Genomic DNA, 16357 nt, shown 5'->3' on the forward strand with positions numbered 1-16357 from the left:
TCGCGAGTTTGAACTCAAAACCAATCCCCCGTGGGATTTGCGCATCAACCCGCCTTGGCGGCGCTTGCTTGAGCGTGTTTGGCCACCGGTGTTGGCTGGGGTTTCATCAACGCATCCAGCGCTTGGCGATACGTGCGGCCCGCCAGGCTCATGCTGTTGTTGTGCGTGGCTCCTGGCACCAACAGCAAACGCTTGGGTTCACGGGCGGCGTTGAACAACTGCTCGCTGAAACGCGGCGGTACGTAGCGGTCGGCGGCACCGTGGACAATCAGCAGCGGCATGTTGATCTGGCCGATCTTGTCGATGGAATCGAACTTCTGCGACAGCAACCAGCGCACCGGCAAGGATGTGTCCGCCATCGCAGTGGCGACATCACCCAACGACGTAAACGTGGATTCGATCACCAGGCCCCTGGCCGGTACGGCGCTGCCACTGCTCGCGGCTTTCTGAGCCAGATCCGCAGCGAGATCAACCGCGACGGCACCGCCCAGTGAATGACCGTAGATCAGCCGCAAGGCCGGGTCCGGTTGCAGCGTTTCGAGGCGCTCCCAGGCGATTCGCGCGTCCTCGTAGACACTGGATTCCGATGGCAGGTCGCCCTGGCTTTTGCCGAAGCCACGGTAATCGATCGCCAGCACCGAATAGCCCAAGGCCCTCAGCTGCTGGATGCGAAACAACTGGCCCGTCAGGTTCCAGCGCACGCCGTGCAGGTACAGGATGGCCGGCGCGTCCTTGCGTTCGGCCGGCCACCACCAGCCGTGAATGTTTTCCCCGGCCCTGAGCTGCTTGGGCTTGAGATCGAATTCCTGCACACCGCTGGGAAGGCCACTGAACCAGCTCGCCGTCCCCGGCTCGATGCGAAACACCAGCTCGCGCTCCTTGTGTTGCAACACTGCACAGCCCACCGGCAGACCGGCCACTATCGCGACCATGAACGACCAGGCCAGCCAGCGCTGTTTGAGACGAGAGAATAAAGAAGGCATCGATGCGATTCGCTACGGGTAACAGAAGTTGCCTTTTAGCAGATTCGCGCAGGGGCGCGCAGGAGTTTCGGACAACTTGCCACTGGATGCCTCGCTCTGTCTTGGGAGGGCGAGTGCAAGCCGATCGAACTCTCGCCGTTTCGTCCCACTCGAAACTCAATATCCATCCTTACCGAGGACGACGCCATGACGAACGAACATTCCAAAGGACAAACCCAAGCCGACAATCATGCACCCGCCAAGGATGCCACCGGCGCCCCGGTGCCAGTGGTGGAGCGCGACGTTCACCACCCCGATCCGGCGACCGACAAGGTGGATAAGACCATCACGCCCAAGTCGATCAAAAGCCACGAGCAGGATGCCGAAAAACTGCAGGACGAGGTGGCTCAAGTGGAGAAAAAGCTCGACCGCTAGGCAAGCCTGTCATTCGTCCGGAGGGCGCTTTGCGCAACTGGAAATTACTCCACCCGTGTGCCTTACTGCCTGTTCCTTAGGGGAGGGCGACGGGATGCGACGTAGAAGCGCACAGTATTGGCTTTGGGTGAACAGTCGGCTGCCGGGCCGCAACCATGAAGAAATCCTCGACGACGGCACCCATGTCGAGGTCCAGGCGAGGATCAATCACCAGTCCGTCACGCAGGTCTTCGTCTGTGTCTATCGTCCGAACGGCGCCGTTTGGGTCGAACAATTCCATGACCGGAGCATGCGCGAGCCGCTGTGCCAGGCGTTGGAGTGGGGCTTGGGCCGGGCGCGGGAAATCGTCGCCGGTACGGCAGGTTTCAAGGCACCGCACAAGATCCAGACGACCCTGGGCCCCTTGATCAAGGACGAATGCGCTTTGGCCCTGCGGCGCATGGACATGAGCGATGAAGAACGACTCCGGCTCAAGGCTCGGGATGCATGGGCTGAATACGTCAACGCCAAGCAAGCGATGCTCGCATTGATGCGTTCGGCCCGGGTCGACGCCGACGTATGGGAGGAGCAAAAACGTCGACTGCGCGAAGCCATCGATCGCCGCGCCTCGCTGGCGCGGGCAAGCCTGCACCACTGACACACGCCCCTCCGTGGCGAGGGAGCAAACTCCCTCGCCACGTGCCCCTTCAGTGCACATCCCCAAATTCAACCAGCGCCAACCTGCGGCCATTCCCGCCATACCCGACCTTTGGCACCCCCGCCAGGCGCCGCTGAAGCACTTGGGTCAATGAATTGCCAGGCGCCAGGCTGGCATCGCCAAAATCCCCGTCCAGTTCCAGTGGATGGACAATCACTTCCAGCGAGCCATGGACCGGCGGTGCGGCGTGGTGCAGGTCCGCCGGGGTGCAGACGTAATCGGCGGTTGCGCCGCAGAGCTGGCGCAGACGATGGTTGAGCAGCGTCTTGAAGATGCGCTTGGGCACGCTCAGGTTGGGGCCGAGGTTGCGTGCTAGGCGCATAGGCACGCCTTGTCGCGCTGCGAAGCGTGCCACCAGTTCTCCGACGGGCCAGATGTTATGCACGTGTTGATGCGAGTCCAGGTGGCTGGGGCGCAGGCCGCGGTCCAGGCAATGCTGCCATTGCGCCTGAAGTTCTGCTTGCACTGCTGCCAGATCGGCCGCTCCCAAGTGCAGGCAGTAGCGTGACAGGTTGAGGTCGAATTCGCCGTTGGCATTGCAAAACCTCCGTCGCGCCCTGATTGCCTGGCTTAGTGGCGGTCCGTAGCTGAGATTGAAATGCAACCCGATGCGTCCTTCAAGCAACGGGTGCCGGGACAGTTCACAGGCCTGGTCGAAGGCCGGCATGTTGGCCATGGCGGTGGCGGAGCTGATGACGCCTGCTTCGAACGCCCGCAGGATCAGTTCGTTTTCACTGAGGCTGAGTCCGAAATCGTCAGCGTTGATGATCACTTGGCGAGGCATGTGTGTTTTCCTGGCGCTTGGAAGAGGACGAGGCCGTCGTCGCGGTCGGTCTGGCCCGGCGCTTGCCTAGCCAAGGCTTCAGGCTTTTCCATAGCCGCAAGGCGAATCCCATGAGCAGGCCATCGGGCTGCCAGGAATAGAAACTCCAACGCCAATGTTCCAGTTGTCCGGTCATGCGTTCGTGCAGTTGATGGCTCGAATTTTCCAGGCTGACCCGTGAAGCGTCGATCCACCGCCAGTTGTCGTCCAGCCCCCAGCGAATCCATTCCTCGAGTAATACGCGGCCGCTGCCCAGGTCGGCGTGCTGTGGCAGGAACGCCAGGTTGTAGTCATATAGTCGCCCTTGATCCAACAGGCCCAGGCGATAGCTGATGCATTCGCCGTTCAGCTCCAGCGTCACCACCCGCACCAGGCCTTGGGCGGCGAGGGCGGTGAAGGCATGGTTCATCCATTGCCGACGCCTGGGGGCGGCGAAGATGCCGACGCCTTCCTCGCCTTTCCAGCTGGCGGCCTCCACCTCGGCAAGGGTCCGCAGCAGCGGCCCCATGCCGATGGCGTCCGGCGTGATGCGGCGAATCTGTGCACCACACGCGGCGATTCGCTTGCGCGCCCGGCGCAACTTGTAGCGTGGGTCGCCGGAAATTTCCTGGTGATCGCTGGCACTGATCAAGTGCACCGGAACCCGGCAACTGAGCCGCCGCTCCCCGGTGGAGCTCATCGCCATCCATGCACTGAGCACGCTTTGCTCGCCCACCGGCTCGACCACTTCGTTCAATTGCAGCAGCGCATGCGGTAAATACTGGCGGATCTGCGTCAGCGCCTGGCCCATGCCGTCGGCGTCCAGGCGCGCCAGTAAGGCGATACGGTCGGCCAAGGGGTAACCCAGGTGATGCAAGACCCGGAACCGCAGGCCGCCGACACGCTCCTGTCCGCTGATCAATGGCAGGCACAGCAGCAGGTCCTGGTCCTGCCAGCCCAGCAGAACATGCAACTGCTGGTCGGGCAACAGCGCGAACTCCGATGCTTGCAGCCAGGCCAAGGTGTTGAACGGCGTTGCGTCGGTCACCTGTGCGCGCAGCTGTTCAAAAGCCGTTACAGGGAAATCCGCCGCGCTCAGAGAGCCATACCATTGGAACCGGATCGCCATGAGCATCAAGCCGTCGCAGTCGATGCAACCGGCCGAGCCGGTTTACGGAAGGCGTCCAGTACCGAGCCGGTGTAGAACGTATCGCGGAAAAACCGAAAGCGTCCAAACAGGCAGTACACATGGGTGATCTGCCCACGCTCCACGAACTCCATGCGTATATGCATCTTGATCGCCGGGGTGTTTTCCAGGTCGCAGACATCGACCATCTTGTTGCAACCCTGGTCAGCCATGACTTTCCAAACGTCGGCCTGGACATCCGCCGAAAGCTGCGAACCCCAGTAGGCACGGGTCATCTCGCCACCGAACTGAAAGTATTCACCGGGCTTGACCGGAAACCAGCAGCGATAGAAATGGCGATCGAAATAGTCTCGCGTGCTCGCCCAGGCAAACCCCACGGTGTTGCCCTTGTCATCCAGGTACATGAACCCTGTATAGCCTTCGGCTGCCAACTCGCGCATGGTTTCGACACGGTCGCCGAAATGCGTGGCGAAGGCATCGGCATTGCTAACGGTGATGAACTCGCGGCGCACCGGTGGGTAGGGCCGCAGGTTATGCGGTTTGAGCGGGATCCTTACATCGTGTTCGAGCCATACCAGTCGCGAATGGAAGAACACGAAGCGGCGTACCAGCAGTTTGATAACCGAGCGCAAGCCTTTTTTCTGAATGCGGTCGCGCAATTTTTGCAGAGCTTTCATGGTGCCTCCTGACGGGTGGCGGGTTGAGGAAAAACAGAGGCCGTCCAGCTCAGGGCGAAGACGGTTTCACCTGGCAAAAGGAAACCGAGTTGGCCGGCTTTGCATTCGAATGGAACGTTGCGGCTGATGTTGTCCGGGCCGAAATAAACCAGGGCAGCGCCGGGCTGCGGACAGGTCATGCCGTCGAGGCTGACTTGATGGGCCCGGACGCTTTTGTTCACGCCAAGCAGGCTGCGCTCCAGGCCGTTGGCCATGGCCAGTGCATCGACCTCAAACGCATCGTTGTCCATGCGCAGCACCTGGCCGAGCCAATGCTGTTGGATGAATTGCTGGACCAACCCCACCGGCTTGAGCTCGAAGCGTTGGTTGTCCAGTATCCGCACCATGCCCTTGGGGTACTCCGGTTCGTCGGCGGACATGAACCAGTTGAGCATGTCCAGCCAGCCGTCGGCCGAGGCGTTGATGGCCACCGACGTCCACCACAGGGCGGCGTAATGGGTTTCCTGGTCGTAAGGGCTGAGGCTTGATCCGCTGGACATATTGGTCTGGTCCAGCAGCAAGGCTTTGCGCGGCCGGCCCTGGTTGTCCAATCCCACCAGGTTGGCGGCCCGACGAACACTGTTGCGATAGACGCGGGTCGCCAGCAGGTCGCGGATCATCCATTCATGCCAGGCCAGGGCGTCGATCTGGGCGCTCGATGTTTCCAGCAGCCGTCGTGCCCAGTCGATGCCACGTTTGTCTGCGGCGTTCTCGGCCAATGGACCGTTGGTGAACCGCGAACTGGCCGGTATGGCGATGCGGACGCCGGCGCGGCTGTTGGCAGGGTTGGCGCGGACCTGGGCGGACAGGCTTTGGAACACCTGCTGGAAACTGTCGAAGTCGGGATAGTTGAGGTTCGGCTCATCGGCAAAGCTGAGATAGTGGATGCCTTTGCCGCCCAGGGCGCGGGTCGATTCGAGCCAGGCTTGCAGGCCGTTGCCGCTGGTCCGGTCGGCTTGCAGATCGGCCCTGCGCTGGCTGCCAGCGAGCAGAGTGATGTCTTGGGTGATGCCAAAGCGATCCTGGTACAGACGTCGAAACGCGTCCTCATGATCGGCCTTGGCCGCCGTGACATCGACGAGGCTGTAATAGCTGGCCGCCCGGGGGTTGAGCGCATCGAGCACGGCGTAGCTGGAGGGCGGAGGCAGTACGTAGGGCAGGGACATCCCCAGCTTTGGAGTCGTGCCGAGTACATCGGCGTGAAGCGTCAGGTGGGTTCGCCCCGGATCCTGGCGCAGCGGCTGCAGTTGCGCCGGGTCCTGGGCGAACAGGTTGGCGGTGCCGTCCAGCCAGAACGCCGCCTTGCCGTTGCCTTGCAGATGCAGGCGCCAGACCTGGTCCGCGTCCGCCACCGGCAGGGCCACTGTGTCGAATTGCCAATAGGCCCGGTAGGGCTTGAGGTTCAGTTGCACCTGCTTGCCATCGGCAACGCGCCGGGCTTGCAGCGCACGCACGCCGCCGTGGAATTTGCCGGCCAGCACAGCCTGTTCACCGGCTGCGACTTTGAAATAAAGCTCATCACCATCGTGTGTTTCCGAGCTGAAGTGCACTTTGGCCGGGGCGAACAGCGCGCGGGTGCGGGCATCGTGTTCGACCGTATAGCGCCGGAAACTGTAGCCGGGGATCTCCAACCGATAGCTGGCCGCCCCGGGCAACAGCGGCCATTGCTGCTCGCCGCGCACTTGGGCAGCCTTGACCAGGCGCTCACCCACTAACCGGCCTTGGCCGTTGAGCAGATACAGGTGTTCGGTATTGGCCTCGGCCTGCCAGGCCGGAACCCAGCGGACGGTCACTTGGTCCGGGCGATCGGTTTGCAGATACAGGCTGCCGTCGCGGATGTTGGTCCAGTGCATGGACGCGCCATGGGCCGAGGTGGCCAATACCAGAAGACATAGACCCGCGGCCATTTTCCTCTGTGGGAGCCAGCCTTCTCGCGAAGAGGCGGTTAGCTTCATCATCACAGCAAGCTGACCCACCGCCATCGCGAGCAAGCTCGCTCCCACAGGGGAACTCGGCTGGACGCAACCGGCGCCTGTGGGAGCGAGCTTGCTCGCGATGGCGGTCTGGCGGGCGACGATATTCACGCGGATTTCCCCAACAACATCTGGCGCATCGGCAGCAAATCGCTGGGCAGGATGATCAGTGTCTGCCACAGCGCCACACCGCTGAGACGGCAGTACATCGTCAGCAGCGCCAGGGTCACGCCCAGGTAAGCGATCGAGGAAGCGGCGGCAGCGCCGACGATGCCGTAGCGCGGGATCAGGATCAGGTTCAGGGCCAGATTCAGCAGCGCGCCCACGCCCATCAGCAGTGAAACGGTGCCGGGACGGTTCTTGCCCAGCAGGTCCAGGCGCAAGATGCTGGCGTAGCACAGGCCGAACAATCCCGGCAGCAACGCCAACAGCGCCGGGTACGCCGGTTGATAGGCGGTGCCGAACAGGGTGATGATCAGCCATTCGCCAATCAGCGCCATGCCCAGGCAGGCACCAAGCATCACCGTAGCAGTCAGGCGCAAGGCCAGCGGGGTCAGGCGCTGCATGTCGGTGTCTTGCTGGAGCAGGCGTTTCATCAGCGGCGTGGTGACCGCTTCGGGCACGATCAGCAGCAGTTCGGCCGCGGCGCTGGCCATGGCGTAGTGACCCAGCGCCGTGCTGCCCAGCAATGCGCCAATGAACAAAAAATCCGAGCGCAGCATCACTTGTTGGAACAACAGGTCCGGATGACTACGGGCGCCATAACGCAACAGTTCGTTCTGGCCGGTGCGATCCCAGCGCAGGGTGACCACATGATCGCGCCGCAACCACATCCAGCCGGCCAGCACCACCAGGCTCAGGCCCGCCAGCCAACTGATCAGCGCCGCCTCCAGCGCCGTGTCTTGCCACATCCAGAACAGCGCTACAAACAGCAGCAACGGCGCCAGGGATTCCATCAGTCGCAGCGCATTGAACGCGCCTACGCCGCCGGAAGCATTGTGCAATGTCAGCAGGCCGCTCTTGAGCACCGTCAGGGGGACGGCCAGCAACAGCAGCCAAGCCAGCAATCCCAGCTGCGCGGTGATGTCCAGCTCAGCGCCGAACTCACGCGCCAGCGCCACCACCAACAGTGTCAGCAACCCGGCCAGCAGACACCCGAAAACCAACACCTGGCAAAGCAACAGACCCATGGAGCGCTGCTGCGCCGCCTGGTAACCCACCGCGGAATTGAGGCCTCCACTGGTGGCGGCGCTGATCAAGTCGGGCAGGGTGCTGAGCAGCGCGAACAGTCCGCGTTCGCTGGGCCCCAGGATTCGTGCCAGCAACACATTGCGCAACAGCCGCAGGCCGATCATCGCCAGGCGCGTGCCCATGCTTAGCGCCAAATGCTTGAGATAGTGTGCACGGCTCATGGACGGGCTCCTCGGCGAATGCGCCAGGCGAGCAATTCAGGGTGATGGGCGTTGCGCTGGCTGACGCCGAAACGCGGCAGGTTCAACGGGTCGCCGTCGTGGCGATACAGCCCGGCCTCGGTGCCCAGGGCGAACGGAAAACCGTGGGCCGCCACCTGCTCGCGCACGCGCACATCATTGTCACCGTTGGGGTAGCAATACACCGGCAGCGGCTGGGCGCAGCCATTTTCCAGCGCGGTCCAACTGCGGGTCAGTTCTTCATGCAGGCGCTGATCGTCCAGCCCGGTCAGAATCGCGTGGCTGGCGCCATGGGGGCCGAAACGAATCAGCCCGGAATCTTCGAGCATACGCACCTGGGGCCAATCCAGCGCCTGGGGTTGCGAGCCTTGCGGGCAGGCTTCGGTGAGATCGCTCAACGTGCTTGGTTCGAGCGTCTTGAGGCTTTGCAGGTAATGCAGCAGCGCCAGGCTGCGGCGCTCGTCGTCGATGTCGTCGAGCAGCACCGGCAATGGCCGGCCGACGTGCTGCAAGTGCTCGATCAGCGAATGCCGCGCCACTTGCCCGTGGCTGCCCCACAGGGTTTCGCCGATGCTTTCCCACCAGAAATGCTGGCGACTGCCGACAAAATCGGTGGACAGGAAAATACTCGCCGGCACCTGGTACTGACGCAGCAGGGGAAAGGCGTTCATGGCGTTGTCACGCCAGCCATCATCGAACGTCAGGGCCACCCGAGGACGGTCCGGAACGCTTTCCGGGTCGGCCAGCAGCAAGGTCATCAAGGGCACGCATTCAAAATGCCGTTGCAACCAGATCAACAGGTGTTCGAACGCTTCGGGCCCCACGCACAGTTCATTGCGGTGGGGCAGCTCGGCGGCGCGGTCGTTGTTCAATACCCGGTGCAACATCAGGATGACGCCGGCGCCACGCAATGGATGGCGACCCATGGACGTGTTCAGGTACAGCCAGCCGCCGGTGCGCTTGAAAACATGTTTGATCGACATCGGCCACACTCCTTAGCGGTTTTGGTCGGGGTTCCATTGGCTGTAGCGCTGGCCTCGCAGGAATTGCCAGAGCCCGATGCTCATGCCGACCAGTGTTACCAGCACGAACGCGGCCAACCGAAATGGCCGAGGCAAGCGGTGGCCTGCGTCGAGCAAGCCGATCAGCGCTGTGGCATAACCGAGCAGTTGCGCCACCAGCGTCAGGCGATAGAACGGATGGTCATTCCACAGCCAGGCGTTGCTCAGCAGCAACGGCAACAGCAGCACCGGCGCCAGGCGGCGGATCAATTTGTGGCTGATCAGGCCAATGGCGTAGAGCCCATGGCGCAGCGGGTTGAGCAGCTCCCGGCGCTGGGCCAGGCTCTGCAATCCGCCGACAGTGACGCGCTGACGACGACGAAACTGCTTGTCGGCTTCGTCCACGCCCTGGTCGGTCACCCGCGCTTTGGGTGCATAAACAATGGATTTGCCGGCTGCCGGCGCGCAGGTGCTTAGGAAAAAATCATCGTTGACCTGGGCCGGAATCGGCTGGAACAAAGCCCTGCGCAAGGCCAGCAAGGCGCCGTCGGCCGAGACCATGCAGCCGGTGCGCTTCCACCCGGCGCAGCCACCCTTCGTAGTGCCGATACAGACTGTCGCCGAGGCTCAGGCCCTTGCCGGGCACGGGGATGACCATGTGCCCGGCACAGGCGCCGACTTCAGGATCGCCCAGCGGCGCCAGCAGGTGGCCGAGGGTGTCGTGGGCCCATTGGTTGTCGGCATCGGTGAACACCAGGATCTCGCCGTAGCTATGGGCCACGCCGGTATTGAGGGCGGCGGCCTTGCCCTGGCGTGGCAGGTCGAGCACGGTGATGCGTGAGTCGCCGATTTTGCGCGCACAGGCCACCGTCTCGTCGGTGGAACCGTCGCTGGCCAGGATGATTTGCAGCGAGCGTGCCGGATAATCCTGGGCCAACAGCGTGCGCAATTTCGCTTCGATGTGCCGTGCCTCGTTGTGGGCGGCGATGACAATGCTGACGTCCATCGGCAGGGGCTTGCCATAGCGCCGTAGCGGAAACAACGGTGTCAACAAGGTCAACAGCACGGGGTAGCCGAGGTAGGCGTACACCGGCAGCAACAGGCAAGACCAATAGATGAATTCAGCCACGGGCGGGTCTCCTGACGTTCCATTGAAAAAGATTGAGCAGCAACGCGGCACCGGTCAGGTGCAGGCGCACCCCGTGCAAGGCCCACAGTTGCAACGCCAGGCGCGGGTCGCGCTGGCTCTGGCGCAGGCTGAGAAACAAGGCCGGCAATGTGCTGATGAACAGTAGCGTCAACCCCAGGCGCACCTGGCCCTGGAGCAGGGCGGTGAGCGCCAGCAGATCCAGGCCCCAGGCGCCAACGGACAAGGCGGGAAAGCGCAGCAAGCGCAGGCTCGGCCCATGGCTGCGCAGCAACTGCCAATGGCTGCCCTGGCGCCACAGCTCCTTGCTCATCCATTCGCGCCAGCTGCCTTCGTAACCCCAATGCAGGGCCAGGCTTTCGTTCACCAGCAACAACTGCGCACCGGCTTGGCGCAAGCGCAGGGAAAAATCCTTGTCTTCACCGGTACGCAGGGTCTCGTCGAAGCCGCCGACCTGTTCGAACCAACGGCGGCGCATCAACAGATTGGCGCTGGGCAGCCACTGCACTCGATGCAGCGGACGGGCGCCCGGACGTTGGCTGCGGCGTTGCCAGGCCTGGGCGAACCAAGGCGCGTGTCGGGGCGTGTCCAGGTCCAGTCCCAACACATCGCCCTGACGGCCCTCCATTTCGACGAGCAGCTTCAGCCAGTCGGCGGGCATTTCCATGTCTGCGTCGATGAATGCCAGCCACTCACCGCTGGCAACCGCCGCGCCACGGTTGCGCAGGGCGCCGATGTGAACGCCGGGCACAATCAGCACCCGGGCGCCCAGTTCGTTGGCGATGCGCGGCCCATGATCGTCCGAGCCGTTGTCGACCACGATCAGTTCGCATTCCAGTTGCGCCTGGCGAGCAGCTTGCTGCGCGGCCAGCAGGGTGCGGCCGATGTGGCGGGCCTCGTTGAACATCGGGATGACGATACTGACGCGGCTCATGGGCGGGCCTCCCGTGGCGCGGATTGTTCGGCGTCGTAGCGCAACACACTCGTCAAGGCGAGCATGATCCACAGCAACTTGTGGTTCGGCGCGCTGAGAAACATCAGGAACAAGGCCAGCGCCAGGAAACTCATCCCCAAATGTGTGAGCAGGTCGGCCTGTGCCCAGTCCCGACGCTGGAGCCAGAGTTGGCGCGCGCGCACCAGGTTGTAGAGGCCAAGACCGATCATGCCGACAAACATCAACCCGCCCGGTACGCCGATCTCGCTGAATATTTCCAGGTAGGTGTTGTGAGCGCGACGGTACAGGTCGCCCAGTTTGCGGTTGGCCGAGAAGGCCTTGGCATAACCGGTCGGCGCGTAGTGCAGGGGAAACGTCCCGGGCCCTGAACCGAGGATGGGGTTCTCGCGGATCATCTGGCTGCCCACCAGGATGTAGGAGGCGCGGCGGCCAAGGGATTCATCCTTGTGAGCGCTGGCGCCGGCGCTGAGGATGCTCAACGATTGGATGCGTGCCACGTAGCCGGCGGGCATCACCGCGATCGCCAGGGGAATTATCAGGGCCAGCCCGAGCATGGCGAAGCCCAGGTGCCGTGGACGAATCCGCGGTAGCTGCGCGCGGTAGTGGTACAAGCCGATCATCAGGCTGAGCAGCAACACCACCAGCCCGGAACGCGATTCGGTCTTGGTCATGCCGCCCAGCAGCAGGATGAAACCGCCGCCCCAGAACAGCCGGTGCAACAGGTTCGGGCTGCGCAGTACCAGCAACAAGGCCAGCGGTATGGTGAACGCGATCAGCAGCGCAAAGGAGTTCGGGTCCTCCAGCAGTCCGGACGCGCGGCCCTGGTCCTGGTATTTGGCCGAGAACATCGCGAGTACGCACGTGGTGGACACGCTCACGGTCATCAAGCGGGCAAACAGGTCCAGGTTCAGCTCGCGTCCGATCAACAAGGTGATCACGAACAGAATCAGCCCTACCGTCAGTTCCCGCAGATGGGTCTGGGACAGGTCCATGTTTTCCGACAGCAGCAGGCTCAGGCCATACAGCGCCATGAAGCCGACCAGCGGCTTCCAGATATTGCTGCGCAGGCGCGTCGCCGGAATCTGGTGCAGGGCCAGTTGCAGTGCCAGGATCAGAATCAGCGCCAGGCCAAAGAACTTGCTGCCCGACAATCCGTTTTCCTTGAACAGCCCTTCGAATGGCACCAGCGCGGCGATGCCCAGCAGGCCCCAGCCGGGCTTGCGGTACAGCACGGCGACGCCGACCAGGCCGAACACCGCGCCGGGCGCCAGGAACGGATAAGGACTGGCCAGCAATGCCAGGCAGACCAGCCCCAGCAAACTGATGATCGAGAGCGGGACGATCATGGTCGAGCCTCCCGTGCCGTGCGGATATAAAGTTGCGACCAGCGTTCGGCCAGCGTGCGCAGGTCGTAGCGGTCGCGTTGGGTGCGCCGGGCGTTGTCGGCGAGGATCCGCGCCAGGGGCGGTTCGCTGAACAGCGTTTCGATCTGGCGGGCCAATTCGTCGCTGTCGGCCGGCGTGGCCAGCAGGCCGTTGTGGCGGTCCTGCAGGATGTCGGGAATGCCGCCGACGCCAAACGCCACCACCGGCACCCCGGCTTGCATGGCTTCGAGCAGGATCATCGGCGTGCCTTCGGTGCGTGAGCTGATCACCAAAGCGTCGAGGCGGCTCCACCAATCATTCATGTCGGTTTGATAACCGGGCAACTCGATGCGCGTCGGCAACCCCGCGTCGGCGATGCGCTTGAGCAGCGGCTGGCGTTCCGGACCGTCGCCGAGCATGACCGCATGCAGCGAACCATGGCGCTGGCAGAGCGGGATCATCGCGTCGAGGAACAGGTCAGGGCCTTTCTCGCTGCTCAAGCGACCCACGTACCCGACCCGCCAGCGCTGCCTGTCGTCACGATGGGGCAGCGGTGTCGTGACGGCCGGCAAACCGTTGGGAATGACGTCGAGCTTGTCCGCCTTGACGCTGGCCTTGCGGTGCAATGCCGCGATGCTTTCGGCGACGCAGACCACGCGCTTGACCGGCGCGGTGCGGCACAGTTGCAGGCTCAACCAGGTGTAGAAACGCTGCTTGGTGCTGCGCGGCGTGAAGCCGTGCTGGGTAATCACCAGGGGCAGGCGCAACAGCGTGGCCGCGGCCCAGCCGAACAGCAAGCCTTTGAAGTTGTGGGTGTTGATCAGCGGCCGGTCCGCGCGACGTTGCCGCAGATGCTGCAACAATTCGCCCAAGCTGGCGCAGTGTCGGCAATCCACCCCGGCCTGGCGAAACCGCGTGATCAAGGTCGGCGGCGCCGCCAGGAACAGCACTTGGTGCTGCCCCGGTGTCGCCAGGCAATGATCGAGCAGCATCCGCTCGGCCCCATAGAAGCCGCCGCTGTCGAGCAGATGAATGATCGACAGGGGGCTGCTGCGGTGGGACGGGCCGAACGGCGCGTTCAATTTTTCACCCAATGGACAAGGCTTGGCAGGCTCCAGTTGCGGTGCGGATTGACCTGTTCGGGCGACTGCTCATTGATCACCAGCAAGACCGGCAGGTCCAGTTGCTGGCTGATTTGCGCAGGATGCTTGAAGCGATGGTCGAAGAACTCACGCACGTAGACCAGAGCGATCGCCAGCAGCAGGCCGCAGAACAAGCCGAACGGGATAATCAGCATCGGCTTGGGGAATACCGCGGCGGTGGGTTCGAACGGGGGGCTCAGGACACGGGCGTTGGACAGGTCATTGTCCAGCGAGCGCGCGGAACTGGCTTCGGCGAACCGTTGGGCATAGGTGGAGAACGCCGCGTGGAGTGCGTTGATCTCGGTGTCCATCTGCCGCAGCTTGCTCTGGGTTTCCTGTAACTGGTGGATGCGTTCCTTGAAGGCCGCGATGCGCTCGACCTTCTGGTTGATCACCGAGCTGACGACGGCCAGGTCGGTGGTGCGTTCCTGGATGCGGTTGTTCACCACTTTGAGGAACTGCTGGCGTGTGCGCATGATCTGTTCGCGGGCCAGCAGCATCGGTTCGCTGCTGGGCTGGAAGATCGCCAGGTCGTTCATGTAGCGGCTGACCTGGCTGGTCAGCTGTTCACCCAGTTGCCTGATTTCCCGGTCCTCGAAGGCGATGTTGTCCACGGTCGTGGTGAAGGTGAACGGGAACGTGTAGTCGTTGAACCGCGAGCTGTTCGCCGCTGCCAGGCTGGTCTTGAGGTAATCGAGCCAGCGTTGGCTTTGCAGCAGGCGATCCTGGTACAGGTTCAGGGCCTGTTCTTCGGTATTGATGGCGTTCAGGCGAAACGTGATTTCTTCCTTGGGATCGGAGGAACCGACGCCTTCGAGCAGGCCGAGCCGGGTGCCTTCCAGACCGTCGAGGCGCGTCTGGTATTGGACTTTTTTCTGCTCGTAGAAGGTCTGGGGCAATTCGATCGATTGCAGGTCCTGGCGGCCGGTGAGGTAGTTTTCCAGCAGCTGCGCGACGAACCGGGTGCCCTGGGCGGGATCGCCGAAGCTGTAGATGATGGAGATGACGTTCGAGCCGGGCAGGGTCTCGATTTTCAGGTTCGCGATGGCCTCGTCGGTGAGGGTATCGAGCATCGTGTCGCGTACCGGATCGACTTCCAGCCCGAGGCCGTCGCGAAGCGGATTGATGACGTATTCACGCAGTGGCTGGGTGATGTAGCGCTTGAGCGGTTCGCTCACCCATTTATTGAGGGCCCCTGGGCTCGGGGTGTATTCACCCTGGTCGCGCAGGGTCTTGATGGTTTCGCGAATCAACGCCGGTGAGCGCAGGATGTTGCTCTCGGTTTCCATGTCCGCCAGGGACGGCGGAATGAAAGTCGCGTTTTCCTGGTTCAACGAGGTAGTGGCGTCGCCTTGGGAGAGTTTTTTCGACTGGACGATCACTTGGGCGGTGATGTCGAAACTCTGCTTGAGCATCAACGGCAACACCAGAGCGATCACGGCGAAAACCAGGAAGATGCGCTTCACCCACTGCTTGTTGGCGAAGAAGATCCTGAAAAACTCGTGCAGATAATTTTCCTTGGGGTTCATGTCGGTCACCTGAGTCTCAGTTGTCGCTGCCTTTGTTGTCGACGCGGTAGCCGAAGCTCAACCCCGTGCCCTGGAACAGCACCACATCGGCCAATTGCCTGGCCAGTTCACCGGCACTTGCAAGCTTGGTCTTGGGCACGAACAGCATGTCTTCCGGTTGCAGATAGGCGATCTGCGACGCGTCGCCGCTCAAGGCTTTCTCCACGTCGTAGTGGCGGGCTTCGACCTGATTGCCGTTGCGGCGCATGATCACCACGGAGTCGAGCCGGGCCTTGACGTTCGTGCCCCTGGCCAGTGTCAGGGCCTCGAGTACCGAGATCGGCCGGCGGATCGGGTAGGAGCCGGGCTGGGCCACTTCGCCGAGGACATAGATTTCGTTGCCGGCGGTGGACTTGAGCAGCACGTCCACCGTCATGTGGCCGGGCAGTTGGGCGTAGCGCTCGTTGAGGAAAGTCTCCAGCTGGCTGACGGTCATGCCTTGCAAAGGCACGGCGCCAATTTCCGGGAAGCTGGCGTAGCCATCCCTGCCCACGGTGATTTCCCGGCTCATGCCCGTGCCAGGGTGAGTCAGGGTGTTGCGCAGCTTCGTCTCGCCGGAGAGCGGGCTCGTCACCAGTACGGTCAATTGGTTGCGATTGGGCTGGAACAACATCTTCTGGTCATAGGCGCGCTGCACCGCCAGGCGCGCCTCGTCGGTGGTCAGGCCGCCGACTTTCACCGAGGTGTTGGCGCCCGGCAGTTCGATACTGCCGTCGGGCATCACCTGTTGCGTGCCGTTGAGCTGGCTGGCGGCGGTGAAGTTCAGGGCAACCTGGTCGCCAGGCTGCACGCGATAAGCCTGGGAAGAGGTGGTGCCGATGTGGAATATCACGTCCAGCACATCCTGGGGCCGCAAGGTCTGCTCGACCTTGGGCATGTCGGTGGCCTGGGCATTGGCCGGCGCCGCGGTGAGGATCTGCACCGGCATCGAGCGGGTATCGGTGTTGCTGGAGCAACCGGCAAGCGGCAGCAACAGCAGGACAAGCATTCTAGCGTTCATCTCGTCATCCTTTTGCAG

General features: G+C 62.8%; 14 protein-coding genes and 1 pseudogene. 2 read left to right on the forward strand and 13 right to left on the reverse strand.

Going from position 1 to position 16357, the window contains the following annotated elements:
- Positions 1 to 44 precede the first annotated feature (44 nt).
- On the reverse strand, positions 45 to 983 hold the full coding sequence (locus tag J3P76_RS08965; RefSeq protein ID WP_434559717.1) for an alpha/beta hydrolase: 939 nt from the start codon (positions 981 to 983) through the stop codon (positions 45 to 47).
- Positions 984 to 1169: 186 nt separating this feature from the next.
- On the opposite strand from J3P76_RS08965, the gene J3P76_RS08970 reads away from it, so the two are divergent.
- Together J3P76_RS08970 and J3P76_RS08975 are read left to right on the forward strand one after the other, a co-directional pair.
- Positions 1170 to 1397 (forward strand): hypothetical protein, encoded by a 228-nt coding sequence (locus J3P76_RS08970; RefSeq protein ID WP_420765782.1) that lies wholly within the window; start codon positions 1170 to 1172, stop codon positions 1395 to 1397.
- A gap of 94 nt (positions 1398 to 1491) precedes the next feature.
- Entirely contained in the window at positions 1492 to 2034 is a 543-nt protein-coding gene (locus tag J3P76_RS08975) for a hypothetical protein (protein ID WP_434606710.1), read from the forward strand.
- Between the two features lie 49 nt (positions 2035 to 2083).
- Here the strand turns inward: J3P76_RS08975 and J3P76_RS08980 are convergent, their stop codons facing one another.
- The 12 genes and pseudogenes from J3P76_RS08980 to J3P76_RS09035 all read right to left on the reverse strand — a co-directional run bounded on the left by J3P76_RS08980 (position 2084) and on the right by J3P76_RS09035 (position 16339).
- Complete coding sequence (locus J3P76_RS08980) at positions 2084 to 2878, reverse strand: ChbG/HpnK family deacetylase (protein WP_434606708.1); 795 nt, start codon at positions 2876 to 2878, stop codon at positions 2084 to 2086.
- Entirely contained in the window at positions 2850 to 4025 is a 1176-nt protein-coding gene (locus J3P76_RS08985) for a GNAT family N-acetyltransferase (protein WP_434701768.1), read from the reverse strand. Before J3P76_RS08985 ends, J3P76_RS08980 begins: the two co-directional genes overlap by 29 nt.
- Before the next feature lie 5 nt (positions 4026 to 4030).
- Positions 4031 to 4720 (reverse strand): N-acetyltransferase, encoded by a 690-nt coding sequence (locus J3P76_RS08990; protein ID WP_420765786.1) that lies wholly within the window; start codon positions 4718 to 4720, stop codon positions 4031 to 4033.
- The gene (locus tag J3P76_RS08995; RefSeq protein WP_434606702.1) at positions 4717 to 6612 is read right to left on the reverse strand and encodes a hypothetical protein; all 1896 of its coding nucleotides are present in this window, start codon (positions 6610 to 6612) and stop codon (positions 4717 to 4719) included. The genes J3P76_RS08990 and J3P76_RS08995 overlap by 4 nt, the downstream gene beginning before the upstream one ends.
- 227 nt (positions 6613 to 6839) lie before the next feature.
- Positions 6840 to 8144: a lipopolysaccharide biosynthesis protein gene (locus J3P76_RS09000; protein ID WP_434606699.1), complete on the reverse strand. Its 1305-nt coding sequence runs from the start codon at positions 8142 to 8144 to the stop codon at positions 6840 to 6842.
- Positions 8141 to 9145 carry a polysaccharide deacetylase family protein gene (locus J3P76_RS09005; RefSeq protein WP_420765788.1) on the reverse strand — a complete coding sequence of 335 codons (1005 nt, stop codon included), beginning with the start codon at positions 9143 to 9145 and terminating at the stop codon, positions 8141 to 8143. The genes J3P76_RS09000 and J3P76_RS09005 overlap by 4 nt, the downstream gene beginning before the upstream one ends.
- Before the next feature lie 12 nt (positions 9146 to 9157).
- Positions 9158 to 10292: pseudogene (locus J3P76_RS09010) on the reverse strand (glycosyltransferase family 2 protein).
- Positions 10285 to 11244 carry a glycosyltransferase gene (locus tag J3P76_RS09015; RefSeq protein ID WP_420765790.1) on the reverse strand — a complete coding sequence of 320 codons (960 nt, stop codon included), beginning with the start codon at positions 11242 to 11244 and terminating at the stop codon, positions 10285 to 10287. Before J3P76_RS09015 ends, J3P76_RS09010 begins: the two are co-directional and overlap by 8 nt.
- Entirely contained in the window at positions 11241 to 12611 is a 1371-nt protein-coding gene (locus tag J3P76_RS09020; RefSeq protein WP_434606692.1) for an O-antigen ligase family protein, read from the reverse strand. Before J3P76_RS09020 ends, J3P76_RS09015 begins: the two co-directional genes overlap by 4 nt.
- A complete protein-coding gene (locus tag J3P76_RS09025; protein ID WP_420765792.1) occupies positions 12608 to 13711 on the reverse strand; it encodes a glycosyltransferase family 4 protein in 1104 nt (367 codons plus the stop codon). Before J3P76_RS09025 ends, J3P76_RS09020 begins: the two co-directional genes overlap by 4 nt.
- Positions 13708 to 15300, reverse strand: coding sequence for a GumC family protein (locus J3P76_RS09030; RefSeq protein WP_434606689.1), 1593 nt, complete (start codon positions 15298 to 15300; stop codon positions 13708 to 13710). Before J3P76_RS09030 ends, J3P76_RS09025 begins: the two co-directional genes overlap by 4 nt.
- A 16-nt stretch (positions 15301 to 15316) precedes the next feature.
- Positions 15317 to 16339: a polysaccharide biosynthesis/export family protein gene (locus tag J3P76_RS09035; RefSeq protein ID WP_420765794.1), complete on the reverse strand. Its 1023-nt coding sequence runs from the start codon at positions 16337 to 16339 to the stop codon at positions 15317 to 15319.
- Positions 16340 to 16357 lie beyond the last annotated feature (18 nt).

This window comes from Pseudomonas sp. D1-36, from assembly GCF_051132205.1.
GTDB lineage: Bacteria > Pseudomonadota > Gammaproteobacteria > Pseudomonadales > Pseudomonadaceae > Aquipseudomonas.

Bases quoted from the DNA above. Each gene is read 5' to 3' on its own strand.
- J3P76_RS09035 (WP_420765794.1), bottom strand. From the start codon at position 16,339: ATGAACGCTAGAATGCTTGTCCTGCTGTTGCTGCCGCTTGCCGGTTGC.
- J3P76_RS08970 (WP_420765782.1), top strand. From the start codon at position 1,170: ATGACGAACGAACATTCCAAAGGACAAACCCAAGCCGACAATCATGCA.
- J3P76_RS09005 (WP_420765788.1), bottom strand. From the start codon at position 9,145: ATGTCGATCAAACATGTTTTCAAGCGCACCGGCGGCTGGCTGTACCTG.
- J3P76_RS08980 (WP_434606708.1), bottom strand. From the start codon at position 2,878: ATGCCTCGCCAAGTGATCATCAACGCTGACGATTTCGGACTCAGCCTC.
- J3P76_RS08965 (WP_434559717.1), bottom strand. From the start codon at position 983: ATGCCTTCTTTATTCTCTCGTCTCAAACAGCGCTGGCTGGCCTGGTCG.
- J3P76_RS09030 (WP_434606689.1), bottom strand. From the start codon at position 15,300: ATGAACCCCAAGGAAAATTATCTGCACGAGTTTTTCAGGATCTTCTTC.
- J3P76_RS08995 (WP_434606702.1), bottom strand. From the start codon at position 6,612: ATGCACTGGACCAACATCCGCGACGGCAGCCTGTATCTGCAAACCGAT.
- J3P76_RS08975 (WP_434606710.1), top strand. From the start codon at position 1,492: ATGCGACGTAGAAGCGCACAGTATTGGCTTTGGGTGAACAGTCGGCTG.
- J3P76_RS09000 (WP_434606699.1), bottom strand. From the start codon at position 8,144: ATGAGCCGTGCACACTATCTCAAGCATTTGGCGCTAAGCATGGGCACG.
- J3P76_RS08985 (WP_434701768.1), bottom strand. From the start codon at position 4,025: ATGGCGATCCGGTTCCAATGGTATGGCTCTCTGAGCGCGGCGGATTTC.
- J3P76_RS09020 (WP_434606692.1), bottom strand. From the start codon at position 12,611: ATGATCGTCCCGCTCTCGATCATCAGTTTGCTGGGGCTGGTCTGCCTG.
- J3P76_RS08990 (WP_420765786.1), bottom strand. From the start codon at position 4,720: ATGAAAGCTCTGCAAAAATTGCGCGACCGCATTCAGAAAAAAGGCTTG.
- J3P76_RS09015 (WP_420765790.1), bottom strand. From the start codon at position 11,244: ATGAGCCGCGTCAGTATCGTCATCCCGATGTTCAACGAGGCCCGCCAC.